This window comes from Sphingobium sp., from assembly GCF_033795625.1.
In the GTDB taxonomy this organism is placed as follows: domain Bacteria; phylum Pseudomonadota; class Alphaproteobacteria; order Sphingomonadales; family Sphingomonadaceae; genus Sphingobium.
This window is the reverse complement of record NZ_JARYGI010000010.1, coordinates 79,839-96,535: the sequence shown is the minus strand read 5'-3', so window position 1 is coordinate 96,535 and position 16,697 is coordinate 79,839. Positions and strand designations below refer to the sequence as shown.

Below are 16,697 nucleotides of genomic sequence, written 5' to 3'. Positions count from 1 at the left end.
TGTTCGATAAATTGGAAAGGCCGGATTAGAAGCGGAAGTTGCTTTCCCAGCCCAGCATCGTGATCGTCTTTGCTGGACCGGTTTCGTGAATAAAGGCACCCGGCGAAAAGACGGACAAAGACCCCGATAACTCCCACTCGGGCGTCGCCTGCCAGGCAATCGTCGCTTCGGCTTCCTTTCCGATGAAACGTGCCTTGCTGCCACTTGCTTCACGGATCAGATTGCCGGGAATATCGTAGACGCCGTCCGCAATGCTGTACCTCCAATAGGCCATGGCGGCGAGGCTGAACGAAATACCCGCGCCCAGCGCACCGCTGACGCGCGGATTGACGCTGACGATGTTAGCCGGACCTACCGGAGAAAGTTCGCCGAAATATTTGCCCTTGGGGAAGAGGGCATTGAACGTGCCAAGTTTGCCGTCGCCCCCTTTGCCATCGCCGCTTACGACATTGACCCGCAGCGTCACATCCGGCGCGAAGAGAGCAGTCGGAAAACTGCGGCCAACTTCCGTGCCGAGCGTCCAGGCGGCGATCCGTTGCTCCTCGAAACGGCCAAACTGCGCCACGCCTTCGACATTCCAGTGCCAATCGCCGCGAACCCCGTGGGAGCGCAGGCCGACGCTGTGGCGGACTTCGCGCTTCGTCAGCCCGCCAAAGCGTGCGAGCCGGTTGCGGTAGCCAAGATAATAAAGGTCCAGTTCCGGCAGTGTGGCATAAGCCCCCCATAGGGCCTTGGTCTTAGAGGTTGCATCGTCGAAGCTGCCGGGTCCGGGCTGGACGGGCTGCATGTTCAGTAAGCTGATCTTGGCACGCCCAATCGCGATGTCGGCCCGCGCTCCATCAAAGGCGAGCGGGACATTTGGGCCGTAGCGCGTCCCGACCAGCCGCTCGGTCCCGAGCGACAGCATCTGGCGGCCGGCGCGCAGGCTGACCGGGCCTAGATCAACTTCGCCGAACCCTTGGAGTAGATCGGCCCTCGTCTGATCTATCGGGCCGGCGGCGGGGGAGAGGCCGACTGCGTAGGCCAGGATGGGCTGCACGAAAACCCGAACCTTGCCAACGTGCAGATCAGCATAGGGTAGAACGCGCAGCCAGAGATAGCTGTCGTCCGGTGCATCCGCAGCGCCCCAGAGATTATTCTGATAGTTCTCGCTGCGTGCGCGCAATTCGATGCCCGTCGTGATCCATCTATCGTCGCCGAGCGGGATATGCTTGAGCGGACCAGTCCAGTGTTGCGCGCGTTTCTCCGTATCGGCGAGATCGGACCAATCCTCGTCGTAGCGCGTGATGCTTAGAGTTGGTGCCTGCCAGGCCTCGCGCTGCTGGGCGCTGGCGGGCACCGAGACGGTTCCCGCCAGCAGTCCGGCCGCAACAAGGATCCTAAGCACACCGCTGCTCACGTTCGGCAACAAGTGCCACCAGCACGAAGCCGCCGATCAGCCCAACATGCTCGAAAAAGGCATTAGTCGCCATGAAGCGTTCCTGCCCCGCCGGCATGGCCCAGAAGGCGTTGGCGGTGAAGGCTGCCAGCAGCGTGAAGACGCCCAGCATACCGGCGCCCAACCATATCAAGCGGCCGCTCAGGATCAGGATCGGCCCGACCAGCTCTACGCCGATGGTCAGCGACGCCCAAAAGGCAGGCGGGCTCATGCTGAAATGCGCCTGCTCCGCGACTGCCGCAGGCCAGTTCATCAGCTTGACCACACCGCCCAGCAGATAAGCACTGACCAGCGCGAGGCGAGCCAAGAACCATGTCGGGCGCCAGTCGAGGATCGCATCAACGAAGCGGGGTTCATCCGCACCCGTCACGGCTTCACCGGCGCATGAACTTCGGCGATATAGCCGCCAGGGAAACGGACGATTGCGGACGTGCGGTTGCTCTCCGCATGTGGAGGCACGAGCGTCTCGACGCCTGCTGCCTTTGCCTTGGCGAGTGTCGCGGTCAGATCCCCGACCTCATACCCCGTCATGTCGCGGCCATAGGGCCAGGGAAGCTGACCGCCCGACACCATCACGTTCATCTTGCCATAGCCAGACGTCATCCTAAGGCGGCGATAGCTCTTGCTGTCCGTTGGCGTGACCTGGAAGACGCCCTGCTTGCTCGCGGTGCGCCCGAAAGTGGCTATGAAGCTGGTGACGAAGCGATCGAAGTCCTCCGGCGCAACATAGACATGGGTGGTGTCATATTGCGGGCCGACCAAGAAGTTGTTGCCCGAATTTTGCGCGGGTGCCGAGGATTGCGCAGGCGCGGCGGCGGGACTGATGGCGATCAGAGCGGTCGCCATCATCGGGCAGATGCGGTTCATGTTAGTATCTCCGTCAATGTAAATCGGGCGCTCGGTCGATCGCAAGTCCGCTCTACGCGGCCAGAACCGCCTCAACGATCCGCATAAAGTCAGAGGCAGCGTCCCAGATTGTCGAACATAATGGGAGCCCCCCATCGGGCGCTGCTTCTCTCAAACAGCCCAGCAGCCGCAGCCCATGACACCCCAGAAGCTCTGAACGTCGGCAGCGGGCACGTTTGCACCCAGCGCCGCAGCATGGTCATGGCCGTGCACGTTGCAGGAAGAGGCGCAGCCGCATGCCGACGCCATCTTCATGGCCGTATCGTCGCGACGCCAATGCCCGCCGAACGTGGCGACCGGAGACCAGTCGGGCATTGCCTTGGGCGCTTCGGGCGCGAGCGGGTCGAAGCTGCCCTCGCCATACACGATCTTGCCGCCCAGTACGGTCAGCACCGACCGGATATGCGCGATCTCGCTTTCGGGCACGCTGAAATAATCGTCAGAGAGCAGCGCCAGATCGGCAAGCTGGCCGGCGATGATCTGCCCTTTCTTGCCAACCTCATTCGAGAACCAGGTGTTCTTTTCAGTCCACAGGCGCAACGCTGCCTCACGGTCGAGCCGGTTGCGGATCGGATATAGCGTCAGACCGCCCACCGTCTTCGACGTCACCAGCCAGCTCAGAGAGACCCAGGGGTTGTAGCTGGCAACGCGGGTAGCATCGGTCCCCGCGCCCACTGGCACGCCGGCATCTATCATTCGCTTGATCGGCGGCGTAGCCTCGGCCGCTTTCGCACCATAGCGTTCGACGAAATATTCACCCTGGAACGCCATGCGGTGCTGCACGGCAATGCCGCCGCCCAATGCCGCGACCCGGTCGATATTGCGCTCGCTGATCGTCTCGGCATGATCGAAGAACCAGTTGAGGCCCTTGAGCGGAATGTCGCGGTTCACCTTCTCGAACACGTCGAGCGCGCGAGAGATGGTCTGGTCGTAGGTGGCGTGGAGGCGCCAGGGCCAGCGGCGCTCGGCGAGCAGACGGATAACGGGTTCGAGATCCCCCTCCATCTCTGCCGGCATGTCGGGACGGGGGACGCGGAAATCCTCGAAGTCGGCCGCCGAATAGACCAGCATCTCGCCGGCACCATTGTGGCGATAAGTGTCGTCGCCGTCGCCCGGCTTGATCTGGGTCGACCAGCTCGCAAAGTCCTTCAGTTCCTCCTTCGGCTTCTGCGTGAAAAGATTGTAGGCAATGCGCAGCGTCAGCTCGCCATCCTTGTGTAGCTTGTCGATGACCTCATAGTCGTCGGGGTAGTTTTGCGACCCGCCGCCCGCGTCGATAACGCTGGTGACGCCAAGGGAGTTTAACTCGCGCATGAAGTGCCTGGTGGAGTTGAGCTGATAGTCCTGAGGCAGCTTCGGACCCTTTGCCAGCGTCGAATAGAGGATCGTCGCATTGGGCTGGGCCAGCAGTAGCCCCGTGGGATTGCCCTGCGCATCCCGGACGATCTCGCCGCCCGGCGGATTGGGCGTGTCCTTCGTATAGCCTACCGCCCGGAGCGCCGCCGCGTTGAGCAGGGCGCGGTCATAAAGGTGGAGGATAAAGACCGGCGTATCGGGGGCCGCTGCGTTGATCTCGGCGATGGTGGGCAGGCGCTTCTCGGCGAACTGATGCTCGGTGAACCCGCCGACTACGCGCACCCATTGCGGCGGGGGAGTATTCTCGGCCTGCTTCTTCAGCATAGCCATGGCATCGGCAAGCGTGGGAACCCCTTCCCAGCGCAGTTCCATATTATAGTTCAGACCGCCGCGGATGACGTGGATGTGGCTATCGATGAGGCCCGGGATCAGGCGGCGGCCGCCAGCGTCAACGACGCGTGCGTTGGGCGCGGCGGCGGCGCGCACCTCCTGCTCAGTGCCAACGGCGAGGAACTTGCCATTGCGGATCGCGACCGCCTGTGCCTGCGGGTTCTCGCGATCCAGCGTCGTCACCTTGGCGTTGGTGAAGATGAGATCGGTCTGGGTCATTGCGAAACTTTCCGTGGTAGCAGTCAGGGCGGTTGTTGCGGCGGCGCTTGCGATCAGCTGGCGGCGGGTCATCATGCGTTGCGCTTTCCGTGAGCGGGCAGTTTGCCCCGTACGTGATTGACGCAATCCTGACGGACGAAACGGGTCAATTCCGGCAGGGTCGAAACCCTCTTGGCCACCGGGATCAGCTGTTCTCCGAGCAGGATGCCCGCCAACCCGACGAGCGCGATAACCGGCGGCGCGGGAGAACGGACGCCCATCAGGCTGTAGACGATGCCGACGATCAAGCCGGCGCCAAGGGAGAGGATGTAGGCTTTCATGTCCGTTCTCCGGCGTTGTCTGGATCAGCCCTGAATGAAGGCGAGGATGTCGGCGTTCAGCACGTCGGCGTTCACCGTCAGCATGCCGTGCGAATAGCCTGGGTAGATTTTGAGCGTCGCGTTGGACAGCAACTGCGCCTGCAGCATGGCGGCATTCTTGTACGGCACGACTTGGTCGTCATCGCCCTGCAGGACCAGTGTGGGCACGGTGATCGCCTTGAGATCCTCGGTCTGGTCTGTTTCCGAAAAGGCTTTGATCCCCTCATAGTGGGCGAGCGCGCTGCCCATCATGCCCTGCCGCCACCAATTGTCGATCACGCCGGATAGAGCGGTCGCGCCTGGCCGGTTGAAGCCGTAAAATGGCCCGGAAGGAAAATCGCGGAACATCTGCGCACGATTCGCTGCCAGTGCCGTGCGGATACCGTCGAACACCTCCATCGGCAGGCCATCGGGATTGGCATCGGTCTTCGCCATCAGGGGCGGCACCGCACTGACCAGCACCGCCTTGGCGACGCGACCCCGGGGACTGGCCATGTTGGGCGACATAGCGCGCCACTTCACCGCCGCCGGTGGAGTGACCGATATGAATGGCGTTCTTGAGGTCGAGATGCGCGACGACGGCAGCGGCGTCGGCGGCGTAGTGATCCATGTCATGACCGAAATCGACCTGAGCCGACCGGCCGTGGCCTCGGCGGTCATGGGCGACGACGCGATAGCCCTTCGAAAGGAAGAACAGCATCTGCGCATCCCAATCGTCCGATGAGAGCGGCCAGCCATGATGGAACATGATCGGCTGGGCGTCCTTGGCTCCCCAGTCCTTGTAGAAGATGTCGACGCCGTCAGCGGTGGTGACGAAATAGCTCATGGGAAAATCCTTGGCACGATGGGGGGAGCGGCCGGGGGGATGCCCGGCCGCCGGGCTGGATCAATGCGCCTCGGAGGCGTTGAACATCTTCTTGGCATAGGTGATGCCGAGGCCATAGGCGCCACCCCATTTCTTCGCGAAGCCGGTGGTCATGTCGTAGGTTTCCGTCCTTGCCCAGTCACGCTGCAGTTCGAGGAGATACTGGAGAGACGTCATCGGCGTGGCACCCAGCTGGATCATCCGCTCGACGGCGCGCTCATGCGCTTCTTCGGAAATGTCGCCGCAAGCGTCCGTGATGAAATAGACGTCGAAGCCCTGGTCAATAGCTGAGGCGACGGGGCCAACGATGCAGACCGAGGTCCACAGGCCCGCAAAGATCACGCGCTCCTTGCCGATGCGGTTCACCTCGTCGATGACGGCGGCGTCTTCCCAAGTATTCATCGAGGTGCGGTCGAGCAGCGGCTGGCTTGGAAAGGCGTCGGTGATCTCACTAAACATCGGCCCGGAGAAGCTGTCGACGGCAACCGTGGTCAGGATGGTGGAGACGTTGAAGCCAGCGGCTGCGTTAGCGACCAGAGCAGCGTTGTTGCGCAGAAGCTCGGTCGAAATTGACTTGGTGGCGAAGGCCATCTGCGACTGAAAGTCGATCATTACGAGGGTGTGATCGGCCGGCGTGATCAGGGATTTGCCGGGGGTCGGGGTCGCTTTGATGGTCATGTCGGTCTCCAATCGAATTTCGTGCACTCGGGTCGTTCCGGTGTGATTGGGGGTTTAGTGGGATAGGGCTCTGCTGCGCAGTCTTATAAAATTTGGTCCATCATTCGAATAAATCGAATAGTGACGCGGGGTCCGGGCTTGGGTCCAAGACAGAAGATGATGGTGACCGCGAGGGCGATGGCGGATAAGAAGAGGTGATCGCTACCCCCGCGGATGTCGATCTCGCCCCCTTGGAGCAGCGCTGGTCGCCTTGCCTTATCTATGAACTATAAAGACTTAAAGGCGCACAGGGCTGCCTTGGAACGCAAGCTACGCACACCCAAATCTTTGTGCCTATTTTTCCTGCGGGACGACGGCGCGCATGATGTCGCCCCAAGACACCAGCTTGAAATTCTGTGCAGCTGCCGCGTTGTGGCCATCCTGCGCAATGAAAAGCCCCTGCGGGTAATCCGGTCCGAAATCGCCTAGCGCTACGTCGATGCCGTCGGTTTCCTCGCTGCCACCCACGGATCCGTCGACGATGCGGAACCGCCCGACATAGCTCTCATCGGAAAGGCGATAGAGTGCATAGGCATTGTCACCTTGGCTCGACACGATGACGTAGCCGTCGCGCTGTCCCATCGGCGCGACCGCAACGCCCTCTGCATCGGCGACGATGTTGCGATTGTCGGCGGCGGCGATCTTCACTGGCGTGGTCGAGCCGGTGGCGGCAGCATCGAAGCGCCACAGTCCGGCATCCTCCTCCGCCACATAGAGCCGCCCGGTCCGCTCATCGGCAGCGCAGCCTTCCGACTGGGTGCCAAGCTTGAGCGTGCGGACGATCCGTCCGGTCGGGGCGGCGCCGGAGGCATCGATGGCGACCTGATTGATCGTCCCGTCCTTCGCCACCATGAACGCATAGAGCGCGGTGGCATCGCGATAGAAGCAGACGCCATAGGCTTCTCCGGCTCCAGCATCGATCTTGCCCAATGGCGTCAGCTTCGCACTTGCGGGGTCGAGGCGGAACAGCGCGAGCTTCGCTTGGGCCAGATCGTTGCGGTCGCTCGCCGCGACCAATATGCCCGGAACGCCGTTGATGAGCACGTTGTCACGCAGATCGACGTTGTTCACTGCGCCCGCATCGAAGAAGTCGCGGACCTTGCCGTCCAGTCCATAGACATAGAGGCCCGCCTTCTTGTCCGTGCCTACGATCAGGCTGGCGGCAGAATCGGCGGCGTTGCGCCATATCGCCGGATCGTCGGCCGCATCGGCATTGGCGGTGCCCACGGGAGCCGTTTCCCCGCGCGCGCGTACGCTGACGGCTGGCGCGGCGTTGGCTATGCGGGTTTCCACTGGAACTTCCTGTGGAGCACAGGCCGACAAGCCGGCCAATGCCGCGAGGGCCAGAACGATAAGCGAAGATGCCAATGTCTGCATGAATAGTCTCCCCCAATGTTAAGAGCGGCTGTTGGGAGCGCATCATTTCAGGTTGATGACGAATTGGCGATGCCCTCGGGCGTAGTTGTCACAATCGAGGGAGCTTTCGTCACAAAAACGTCAACCAGACGACCCGCTACTGTCAATCAATGCCCCTAACGCCCCGCCTCAAGACGTTGAACATTGGGGGCTCACATGACCGGAACCATCTCGCGCCGTAGCGGCGTAGCATTTCGCATATCCCGTGCCGTTCTCGCCTGCGGGATTGCGCCATTCGCCATGATGGCTGCCGACGCGCAGGCGCAGGCTGCGCCATCGCCGGAGGATGCCGAGCAACGGGACGGGCCGATCATCACGTCGAATGACATCGTGGTGCAGGCGGGCATCGGCTTCCGCAATCGCAGCGAGAACGCCGAACCGATCCTGCAATATGACACCGAATATTTTCAGCGGTTCGAACCCTTGACCGCAGGCGACGCATTGAAGCGCGTTCCCTCCGTCACCTTCCTGTCCGACGTCATCGAAAGCGACGGGGCGCGGCTGCGTGGCCTGCCGCCGGGCTACACGCAGATCCTTATCAGTGGGGATCGCGTGCCCGGCTCCGCGACCGATCGCTCGTTCTTCCTTGATCGCATCCCTGCCGAACTGATCTCGCGCGTTGAAATCATCCGATCGTCTTCTGCACGGCGCACTGGCGATGCCGTCGCGGGATCGCTCAACATAGTGTTGCGGGATGGCTATCAGCTCGATGGCGGGTACGTCCGGGCGGGTGCGCTGCATTATGATGACAATGAACTTGAACCCAGCCTGGGCGCGGTGTTCGGCGGGCAGGTCGGTCCGGGCCGTCTGCTGCTTGGCGCGAACCTTCAGGGACGGCACAATCCGAAGAAGAAGACGAGCCTGCGCTACGACGATTCTCCCGAGAACAACCCGGACTATGGGACGCAGGAATTCAACAATCGCGAGGATCAGACCGACACGCGCGATGGCAAGGATTATTCCTTCAACGGCACCTATGAGATCGACGGCGACACGACTGATTTCAAGCTGAACGGCTTCTACGTCCGCACCGATCGCACCGAAACCGAGCGGTCGTTCGAATATGACGATCCGACTGCAATCACTGGCCCGCTGCCCACGGGCAACCTGTTGTCCGACAACGCCAATGTCGCGGATATCGACCAGGAAAATTACGGCATCGACGGCAAGCTCTCGCAGGAATGGTCGTTGGGGAAGACGTCCATACGGGTTGGCTATGCCAAGTTCGACGAACAACGGAAGGAGACCGAATATGAGGCGGATCTCGACGTGGACGCCGGAGACCCGGTCGGGTTCGAAGGCACGCTGACAAGCACCAATATCGTCGACAAGGAATTTTCCGTTAAGCTGGAACATGAGTTCAAGCTGTCCGACCAGATCAACTTCGTGATCGGAGGCTATCTCCAGAACAAGAAGCGCCGTACCGCTATTCTCGACACGGACGAGGAAGACGAATTTCCGGGCCTTGCGTCCACATGGAATCAGTTCAGCAACAACCCTACTACGCTTTCCGGCGGACTCTCGCGGGCCGATCTGGAGCCCACTGACGGCGGCGTGAACACGATCAAGGAAGATCGACGCGACGTCTTTGCATTGGTCGAGGGCAAGAGCGGCGGCTTTTCCTGGGAAGCCGGGCTGCGATATGAGACGACCGATCTCAAGATCACGGACTTCACCGAAGCCGCGGCGATACCGATGCAGAAGAACAGCTACAACAAGCTGCTGCCCTCGGCGTCCTTCAAGCTCGATCTCACAGGCGTCGACCGCATCATCGGGTCGGTAGCGCGCACCAATCGCCGCCCCGATTTCAACTTCCTCTCGCCCGCGCTGCTGGAAGAGGAAGTGGGCGATAGTGATCTGCTCGGCAATCCGCAGCTCGATCCGGAAACCGCATGGGGCTTCGACCTGGGCTATGAGCGCCGGATCGGACGTGGCGGCATCGTCGGCGTCAATATCTTCTACCGCGACGTCAAGGATCTGATCGAGCTTACCAACACCGGCGAAGAAGGATCGGAAGGCGAGGGCACCTTCGTGTTCCAGCCGCGCAATGTCGGCGATGGCAAAGTCTACGGCATCGAGTTCGACCTATCCACCGATCTGGGCTTTATTGGCCTGCCCAACACTGGCGTGTTCGGCAATTTCTCCTATCTCGACAGCGAAGTGACCGATTTCGCCGGAGAACGCCGCTTCAATGACCAATCCAAGTACGTCTACAATTTCGGCTTCATTCAGGACATCCCCAGCTACGGCGCAGCCTTCGGCGCCACCTACCGCAAGCAGGGTAGCGCTTTCGGCCGCGTGATCGCGGAGGAGGTAACCACTACGTATGGCGCGGACCTCGAAATCTTCGTGGAAAAGCGCTTCGGCAAGAGCTTCACGATCCGTGCGGTCGGATCGAACCTGCTGGATGGCAAGAAGAAGGAGGCGTTCAACAAGTTCGACAATCTTGCGGACCAGGCCGACCGAAAGTTCGATGAATATGAACTGGAGAGCGAGCGTGCCGGGCCGGTCTTTCAGGTCATTGCCCGCTACGCCTTCTGAGGTTGGGCAGCCTTTCACCTGTCATTATCGGCACTGGGTTTGGGGATGCGTAGCGCGGAAAGGGCGCTACGTGTTCAGCTTGGCGGTCACGCCTGGCTTACGCGCTTCGCGTCGGCCGCCATCTTGAGCGTGGATCTGTAGGTGCAATCTCCCATCTCCCTCACGCCTTCTTGAGAGCGGTGGGCTTGTGCGCGGCCTTCTTGCCTTCGTCCGTCTCGACGATGAATTGCGGATCATCCTTGCTCGCGACGACCTTGTGCCCCTTGATCTCGGTCGGGGTGGTCTGCTTCTTCACGACTTTGCCGTGAGCGGTGCCGTCATGGCTTTTCCAGGACACCTTGTCGCCCTTGCGAAGATCATCTGCCATCATCTGTCTCCTTGGACGGCCAACCCTCGACTCTTGCGACGGTTCCGAAGGGTTCGAGGGGGCTGAGCAGGACGGGTTCATCATTTCGCGTGGGGTGAGACAGCGAATGATAGCCGGTGCTTTGATCCAGATTAAGATTATCTCTATCTTTCAACGCCTCAGCGCCCTGCTTAACAGATTTTTTTCCTCTTTCCCCTAATCCACCTCTGCAATGAAGAAGGTGGACCTTGCAGAGGCCGTTCATCGGCACAAGGAGAGGACGCAGCGGTTTGTGCGCACGAACCGCTTTGGCCGCATGTGTCTCCTGTTGACGACGATCCTGTCCGTCAGCGTTGCCAGCCTCTGGTTGACGAGCGAGCCGGTGCCTATGCCGGTGGTGTCAGCCATCTTCCTGATGGTGCTGGCTGGTTTACTTATTATCGGTCTCCGCCAGCGCCGGTTCATGGAAGCCCTCGCCGATCGCCTGGAGCGAACGGGGGGAGCCAATCCCCCGTCAAGGAAGGACGAGCCAGTCGCAGATCGCCTCACGCGGCATGCAGACGCATTGATGTCGCGCGTTCAAGCCATGGAGCACCGGTTTGCGCAATGCCATGGCCTGACAGGCCTGCCCACGCGTGAACCGCTTATAGCGCTGCTTGAACAGGAAACCGAAACGGGCCTGCTTGGCATCGTCGAACTCGGCGATTTCGACAGGCTATGTGCGTTCGATATTACGGTTGCGGACAAGGTTCTTGTCGAGTTGGCGAGCCGGTTGGTGCGGATGACCGGCCCGGATCGGTTCGTTGCGCATGTCGATCGCGCACGCTTGGCCATATGGTATGGCGGCACGTCGGCGGAGGCGGCCCGCGCGGAACTGAACGCAGTCTCCTATGCTCTGCGCAATCGCATCGTCATGCCCGGCGTGGACATGCTGCCGCAAATACGATCGGCGTGTGTGCAGCACTCACCCGAGGCCTTCAACGGCGCAACGCTCCTTGGGCGTGCCATCGCGGCACTCTCCGCAGTTGAGGGTGGAGCGACCGAGCAGGATGAGGGCAGCGCGGCCGACTACGCCCGGGAAAGCTTTTCGCTCGAACAGGATCTGCGCCATGCAGCCAGCCGCAATGAACTCGAGTTGTGGTATCAGCCTTTCATCGACGCCGGCACGCAGGAGATCTGCGGCGCGGAGGCGTTGCTGCGCTGGCACCATCCTGAACGAGGGCTGGTGTCGCCCACGACTTTCATCCCAATCATGGAAACGGCCGGGCTCGCCCAGGAAATCGGCATGTGGACGCTCAATGCGGGTTGCCGACAGGCCAAGGCCTGGAGCCGCGATGGCCATACTCCCCTCAAGATCGCCATCAATTTGTCGGGCCATCAACTGGAGCGCAGCGACATCGACCAGATGGTGGAACGCACCTTGCAGCGCCACCACCTGTCCCCGTCCCTCCTCGAACTGGAGCTTACAGAGACCGTAGCGGCAGTGGATTCCGTCAATGCGAAGTCTCTGTTCGACAAGCTCCGCGCGTTGGGCGTCTCCGTGTCGATCGATGATTTCGGCGCTGGATATTCGAGCCTCAGCTATCTGAAGAAGCTGCGTTTCGACAAGTTGAAGATCGACCGGGAATTCGTCTCGATGGTCGACCGCCAGCGTGACAGTCAGGCGATCTGCCAGAGCATCATCGCATTGGCGAGAGGTCTCGGCATCGCTCTCCTTGCGGAAGGGGTGGAGCGGCCGGAGGAATATGCCTGGCTTCATCGACACGGATGTACGCTGTTCCAGGGCTTCTACTTTTCACCACCGCTGGAGGCATCTGCGTTCGAGCGGTTCGCTCAGGACAAGGACGCTATCCGGATGCTGACCGACCTTTCCCCCACGGCGCTGCAAGAGCGGCTTAGAACGAGTGCACTATGATAATCTCGCCGAACTTCGACAGACATCTCCGTGCGGCGCTGGTTGCCGCGATCGCTGCGATGGGGCTGTCGGCCTGCGCCACCAAAGTGAGCGATCGCCCGTCTGCACCCGCGACCATTCAGCAGATCAACAATGCGCAGCAGATGGACGATGTTCTCGACGTGCTGGACAAAGGTGACGAGAAATCCGCGCAAAGGGCGTTGCAGCAGATGGTCAAGCGCAACCCTGCCGATGCCGACGCAGCGCTGCTGCTGGAGAGCCTGACGGCCGATCCAGTCATGTTTCTCGGCGCCAAAGACTTCCAATACCGCGTGCAACCCGGCGATCGCCTCCCGGCGCTGTCCCAGCGCTTCCTCGGCAGCCGCCTGAAGTTCTATGCGCTTGCCCGCTATAACGACATCAAGGTTCCTGCCTCTCTCAAGGCGGGCCAGGTCATCCGCATACCGGGCGACGCACCGCCTCCCTCGGTAGTTGCCCCAAGACCAGCGCGCGCGGATAGCCCGCGCGCGGCTCCTTCCAAACCAGCGGTCGGCACAACTGCGCCGCGCGCAAAAACCCCAGAGCTTAATCCTGCGCGCGCAGCGCAGATGCGAGCATCCGGCCTTACGGCGCTCAACCAGGGCCAGGTCTCCCGCGCCGTCGTGTTGCTGGGTCAGGCTTCGGCGCTCGATCCCGCCAATCCCTTGATCAAGCGTGACCTCCAGCGGGCCTTGCGCATTCGCAGGACCGTGAAAGGCAAGCAATGACGAACGCATCCTCACCCCTCTTGCAGCCGCGGGCGGAACAGTTGAGCTGGATCGGTCGATATCGGGTGGAAGCCGCTATCGGCGAGGGCGCGATGGCCTATGTCTATCGCGCGCATGACCCGAGCATCCACCGGCCACTGGCTATCAAGGTACTGAAGCCGGAATTTCGCAATGACAGTGAGGTGGTTCACCGCTTCCTCGCCGAATCGCGGGCGGCCGGGATGCTGTCCCACAGCAACATCGTCACCATCTACGATGTCGGTGAAGCCGATGGCGTACCCTATATCGCGATGGAGCATCTTCGCGGCTGTCCACTGGACGAACTGCTCACCAACGAAGGTGCGATGACCATCGAGCGGGTTCTTGCGCTAGGCGTGCAGATCGCGGGAGCCTTGGCCTACGCGCATCAATGCGGCGTCGTTCACCGGGACATAAAGCCGTCCAACATCCTGATCTGCGACGATGGCCGGACCGCCAAGCTGCTCGACTTCGGCATAGCGCGGGTCGACGCACGCGACGATGCACGGGGCGCGCAGGACGCGCAGCGGACGCAGGCGGGCCAGGTCATGGGCACGCCCCGCTACATGAGCCCCGAGCAGGCGATGGGCATACCGCTCGATGCCCGGAGCGACCTCTTCTCTTTAGGTGCGGTGTTCTACGAAATGGTGGCTGGCAAACCGGCCTTCCGGGGTGCGGGGCTCGCCACTCTGGCTATCCAGATCACGCAACAGCAGCCAGCGCCCATCGAACAGGAAGTATCCTCCTGCCCACGGGGGCTCAAGTTCATCATCGGCAAGCTGCTGGCCAAGAAGCCCGAAGACCGTTTCTCTGATGCCGCTCTCCTGCGGCAGGCGCTGCTGCGCGAGCAGGAGGCGCTTGCGCAGCACGTGGAGTCGCGCCGCCGTGGATTGGCGTTGCGGATCAAGTTACCGCTGACGCTCGCTGCGACGGCGGCCGTGGCATTGCTCCTGAGCGTGGGCCTGGTGCTGGACCGGCAGAATGAAACGATGGTTGCCATGGCCGTGAAGTCGGGCGCATCGATGACCGAATTCGTCGCCAGGAATGTCGCCTTGCGCGTCGCCGACAATGCAGGTCTGCCCGCTGCCGAGCAGGATTGGCTGCCGCTGCAGGCATTTGTCGAGACCGCGGCAAAGGACAAGGGCGTTCGCCATCTCATCGTCGCTGACGATCACGGACTGGTGCGGGCTGCGGGCGATAGCGCGCTTGTCGGCACAAGCTATCGCGCGCCTGCTCATGGTGCGGATGGTTTTACGGACGTGCGGGACGACGGCATTCGGTTGGTCCGGACAGTCCAATATGCGGGCGCTGATTTCGGCAAGGTGGATATAACGCTGGACCGCAGCGATCTCGACGCCGCCATGGCGCGCACACGGATATTGCTGATCGCGCTATCCTGCTTTGTCATCGCCGTCGTCGCCGGGATCGGCTTCCTCAGCGCGCGTCAGCTTTCGATGCCAATCCGGCGGCTCCGCAACGCGATGGAAGATGTCGCGCAGGGCAATCTGCACTTTCGACTGTCGCACCGGCGCAATGACGAAATGGGCCGCCTGTTCGACACGTTCAACACCATGGCTGGCGAGCTTGATGCACGTACGGGACCCGGCGGTCCCGTTGCCGAGGCACAGGCGATGTTGCGGACACGGATAGGGGCTGCGGCCGAAAACCGCGAAGTGGCTTAGGAACCGCCAATGTATATCTTCAAGCTGTTCGAGCAGGACGACATGCAGCAGGCCGTCGATGCGCGTATGCTGCAGGACGGAGCACTGCGTATCGGGCGGGACCCGCAGGCCGATTGGGTCATGAACGATCCGTCCTGCGAAATTTCGCGCTGGCACTGTGAGTACCACGCGCGTGAGGGCGATCTCTTCCTGCGCTGCATGGGCGCGAACGGCGTTTTCGATGGCAAATCCGGCGCGCGCCTCCCGCTGGACAGCGAGATATGCATCACGGTGCCGAACAGGATAAGGTTTGGCCGCTATGTGCTGGTGGCGGACCATGCGGTGCAGGGCAGGGCTACGGTAGATGAAGGGCAGACCCTGATCCTGTCGCCGCCGCTTGGCTCATCCATCGCCGTTCCGACTGAGTGGGCCGACGGTTCGGCACCCATCGGCAGCGCCGAGAATGGATCGTTGTTCGAAGCCTTTTGCGAAGGTGCAGCTATCGACGCCTCCGCTTTCTCCGCCGAAAACCCGGAGCAGGTGATGCGCCGTGCTGGCGCCGTCTATCGCCAGATGGTGCTTGGGCTGGGCGACCTGATGGCGGAGCGCGAGCGTGTGCGTGGGCAGTATCAGCTTGCCAGAACGACCATCGGCGGCACGAACAACAACCCGTTCAAATGGGCGCCGACGCAAAGGCTCGCCATCGATCTTCTGTTGGCCGAAGATCATGGGTTCCTGAGCGGCCCGTCAGCCATCGCCGCGTCGTTTCGCGACATCAAGAAGCATCTGATCGCAACCTTTGGCGGCCTGCGTGCGTCCTTGCGCGCTGCCGTGCAAGCCTTCGATCCCGCCGACATAGCGTCTGCCACCGCGGGAGGCTCCTTCCTGAAAAGTCGTGCCGCCACCAACTGGGAAACCGCCTGCGAAAGGCATGCGGATCTGGTGCGCCAGATCGTCGAGGGGGAGGACGGCTCCCTCAACCAAGTGTTCGTCGGCGCTTACGATGCCGCCGCTCTGGAACTGGAAGCCGAGTGCGCCTGAACATGTTCGCAAGGCGCGTCGCGACGCCCGTTGCGCCATCGCACTTCCAGTCGGTGGCGCGCAGCCATATCGGCCATGTGCGCACCGTCAACGAGGATCGCCTGCTCAATTGCCCCGAACATGGTCTTTGGGCCGTGGCGGACGGCATGGGCGGCCACAGCCTTGGCGATCAGGCGGCTACCATCGTCATCCGGGCACTTGCCGACCTGGCGGAGGGACCTGAACGGATCGAGCGGTCCGCCATCGACCGGGCGCTGGAAATGGCAAATCGCTCAATCATGGCAATGGGAAGCAAGGCCAGGCAGACCTGTGGCTCTACCGTGGCCGGGCTGCACGTAACGGGATCGCAATGCCTGATATTCTGGGCGGGTGACAGCCGTGTCTACCGGCTCCGCAACGGACACCTCGTGCGACTGAGCCGGGACCACAGCTTCGTGCAGGAACTCGCCGACGCGGGCGTTCTGACCGAGCTACAGGCCCGCGTTCATCCCCGCGCCCATGTGATCACGCGTGCCGTCGGCGCAAGCGCGGAACTCGCGGTCGATTACGCGGAATGCGACATGGTGGCCGGAGACATCTTCCTCTTGTGCTCGGACGGGCTGTCGGGGTTGCTGGACGATGATGCTATAAGCTCGACGTTCGCCGCAGACTTGTGCGCTACAGCGAACCAGTTGCTTGCGAAGGCTCTGGACGCTGGCGGCACGGACAATGTGTCGCTCATTCTGGCGAGTGGCGTGTAGCGCACAAGCCGCGGTTCGGTCTA

At 61.8% G+C, this 16,697-nt stretch carries 15 protein-coding genes and 1 pseudogene; 6 read left to right on the top strand and 10 right to left on the bottom strand.

All coding sequences use genetic code 11. The annotated features are described in order from the left end of the window. Positions 1-25: 25 nt before the first annotated feature. The 9 genes and pseudogenes from QHC67_RS07380 to QHC67_RS07345 form a co-directional block, all read right to left on the bottom strand. Entirely contained in the window at positions 26-1,387 is a 1,362-nt protein-coding gene (locus QHC67_RS07380; protein ID WP_319292778.1) for an alginate export family protein, read from the bottom strand. After that, the gene (locus QHC67_RS07375) at positions 1,380-1,808 is read right to left on the bottom strand and encodes a DoxX family protein (protein ID WP_319292776.1); all 429 of its coding nucleotides are present in this window, start codon (positions 1,806-1,808) and stop codon (positions 1,380-1,382) included. The genes QHC67_RS07380 and QHC67_RS07375 overlap by 8 nt, the downstream gene beginning before the upstream one ends. After that, complete coding sequence (locus QHC67_RS07370; protein ID WP_319292774.1) at positions 1,805-2,305, bottom strand: hypothetical protein; 501 nt, start codon at positions 2,303-2,305, stop codon at positions 1,805-1,807. The genes QHC67_RS07375 and QHC67_RS07370 overlap by 4 nt, the downstream gene beginning before the upstream one ends. Before the next feature lie 150 nt (positions 2,306-2,455). Next, the gene (locus QHC67_RS07365; RefSeq protein WP_319292772.1) at positions 2,456-4,384 is read right to left on the bottom strand and encodes an amidohydrolase; all 1,929 of its coding nucleotides are present in this window, start codon (positions 4,382-4,384) and stop codon (positions 2,456-2,458) included. Beyond that, positions 4,381-4,629, bottom strand: coding sequence for a XapX domain-containing protein (locus QHC67_RS07360; RefSeq protein ID WP_319292770.1), 249 nt, complete (start codon positions 4,627-4,629; stop codon positions 4,381-4,383). The genes QHC67_RS07365 and QHC67_RS07360 overlap by 4 nt, the downstream gene beginning before the upstream one ends. 24 nt (positions 4,630-4,653) lie before the next feature. Continuing rightward, the gene (locus QHC67_RS19185) at positions 4,654-5,103 is read right to left on the bottom strand and encodes an alpha/beta fold hydrolase (RefSeq protein ID WP_413818503.1); all 450 of its coding nucleotides are present in this window, start codon (positions 5,101-5,103) and stop codon (positions 4,654-4,656) included. A gap of 25 nt (positions 5,104-5,128) precedes the next feature. Then, positions 5,129-5,368: pseudogene (locus QHC67_RS19180) on the bottom strand (alpha/beta fold hydrolase); the annotation flags it as partial. A gap of 186 nt (positions 5,369-5,554) precedes the next feature. Continuing rightward, the gene (locus QHC67_RS07350; protein WP_319292768.1) at positions 5,555-6,211 is read right to left on the bottom strand and encodes an isochorismatase family protein; all 657 of its coding nucleotides are present in this window, start codon (positions 6,209-6,211) and stop codon (positions 5,555-5,557) included. 333 nt (positions 6,212-6,544) lie between these two features. Continuing rightward, positions 6,545-7,627, bottom strand: coding sequence for a phytase (locus QHC67_RS07345; protein WP_319292766.1), 1,083 nt, complete (start codon positions 7,625-7,627; stop codon positions 6,545-6,547). Positions 7,628-7,822: 195 nt separating this feature from the next. Here QHC67_RS07345 and QHC67_RS07340 point away from each other — a divergent pair, with 195 nt between their 5' ends. After that, on the top strand, positions 7,823-10,207 hold the full coding sequence (locus tag QHC67_RS07340) for a TonB-dependent receptor plug domain-containing protein (protein WP_319292764.1): 2,385 nt from the start codon (positions 7,823-7,825) through the stop codon (positions 10,205-10,207). 160 nt (positions 10,208-10,367) lie between these two features. Here QHC67_RS07340 and QHC67_RS07335 read toward each other — a convergent pair whose 3' ends face one another. Next, positions 10,368-10,574, bottom strand: coding sequence for a DUF2945 domain-containing protein (locus tag QHC67_RS07335; protein ID WP_319292762.1), 207 nt, complete (start codon positions 10,572-10,574; stop codon positions 10,368-10,370). 211 nt (positions 10,575-10,785) lie between these two features. Here QHC67_RS07335 and QHC67_RS07330 point away from each other — a divergent pair, with 211 nt between their 5' ends. Genes QHC67_RS07330 through QHC67_RS07310 form a run of 5 tightly spaced genes read left to right on the top strand, consistent with a single transcriptional unit; the run spans position 10,786 to position 16,674 of the window. After that, the gene (locus tag QHC67_RS07330; RefSeq protein WP_319292760.1) at positions 10,786-12,468 is read left to right on the top strand and encodes a putative bifunctional diguanylate cyclase/phosphodiesterase; all 1,683 of its coding nucleotides are present in this window, start codon (positions 10,786-10,788) and stop codon (positions 12,466-12,468) included. After that, positions 12,465-13,214, top strand: a complete 750-nt coding sequence (locus QHC67_RS07325; RefSeq protein ID WP_319292758.1) for a LysM peptidoglycan-binding domain-containing protein — start codon at positions 12,465-12,467, stop codon at positions 13,212-13,214. The genes QHC67_RS07330 and QHC67_RS07325 overlap by 4 nt, the downstream gene beginning before the upstream one ends. After that, positions 13,211-14,914, top strand: coding sequence for a protein kinase domain-containing protein (locus QHC67_RS07320; protein WP_319292756.1), 1,704 nt, complete (start codon positions 13,211-13,213; stop codon positions 14,912-14,914). Before QHC67_RS07325 ends, QHC67_RS07320 begins: the two co-directional genes overlap by 4 nt. Positions 14,915-14,923: 9 nt before the next feature. Continuing rightward, positions 14,924-15,934 carry a type VI secretion system-associated FHA domain protein TagH gene (gene tagH, locus QHC67_RS07315; RefSeq protein ID WP_319292754.1) on the top strand — a complete coding sequence of 337 codons (1,011 nt, stop codon included), beginning with the start codon at positions 14,924-14,926 and terminating at the stop codon, positions 15,932-15,934. 2 nt (positions 15,935-15,936) lie between these two features. Continuing rightward, positions 15,937-16,674, top strand: a complete 738-nt coding sequence (locus QHC67_RS07310; RefSeq protein WP_319292752.1) for a PP2C family protein-serine/threonine phosphatase — start codon at positions 15,937-15,939, stop codon at positions 16,672-16,674. Positions 16,675-16,697 lie beyond the last annotated feature (23 nt).